The sequence below is a fragment of the Oleiphilus sp. HI0080 genome, from assembly GCF_001635135.1.
Genome location: NZ_LWFU01000570.1, coordinates 1 through 994, shown reverse-complemented (window position 1 = coordinate 994; position 994 = coordinate 1). Strand labels below are relative to the sequence as shown.

Sequence of the window (994 nt, the reverse complement as noted above, 5' to 3'; positions counted from 1 at the left end):
GCATAACTATATACAAAGATGAAGGTAGGCTCCTCAACAATATAGGGAGCAGATTTTACATTTAGAGCTGTAACTATCTGTTTTACTAGGAAATATTACAGATCTTTTTATCCGGACCTATTATTAAATTTCTCTAACTCGCTTATTGCGCCCGGATTCATGTCTTTCACGTAGATCTGACTCTATATATCTGTCTGTAGTGGCCATGCTGGCGTGACCAGCGTCATCTCGTACATGCTCGCGAGGACGATGTTTGACGTCTTCCGAAATTCCCGTATGTCTCAACCAGTGAACTGTAGCAATTCTAAGGTCATCCGCATCCTGCTCGAGCCCATCTTTTAGCATTCTATTGTGAGCAGCATCGAAACAATTTTGAACGATCAAGCGAACATGACGCGTACTAGTAATGCCACCAGAACCCTTGTATTTAGGCAAGATTGGTGACTTGTCATTAATGCTAGGCAACGGGCTTAGGTTTAAATGCTCTCTATATCGCTTGAGAGATTTCAGCATGTCATCGCAAACTGTAATTCTTCGGTTTTTGTTTCCTTTGCCTGTAACTTTAAACCACCAATTTCCGTCTCGATCTCGCTCAAAGTCGCACATTAGTGGTGTCGAGCGCTCATCGGCAACTAGCTCTGAAATTCGGAGATACATCGCAAACAACGCATTCATGATAAACAGTGTGCGTTCATGCTCTTCCGGATCTTGATCTGCTAGCAACTCAGCCGTTTCAAGGACGTAATCCCATTGAATATTACTAATTCTGCGAACAATTGGAGCTTGTTGATCACGGCTAATGAATTTACTTTTTTGTCGTATTAAGGCGACCGGATTAGATGAAACTTCGCCCTCTTGCAGAAGATAGTCATAAAATGAGGATATCGCTGTAAACGTTGCTTTTATCGCAGCTTGAGAAGGAAAGTATTCCCCAATATTTGCTTCTTTTCCTCGCTTGAACTCTTCTTTTGACACGTTAACAACAAACGGGCGC

1 protein-coding gene is annotated in these 994 nt (G+C 42.3%); it reads right to left on the bottom strand.

Going from position 1 to position 994, the window contains the following annotated elements; translation table 11 throughout:
- Nucleotides 1-123: 123 nt before the first annotated feature.
- Nucleotides 124-994 (bottom strand): site-specific integrase (locus tag A3751_RS22850; RefSeq protein WP_068456546.1); only part of this gene is annotated, 871 nt, incomplete at its 5' end.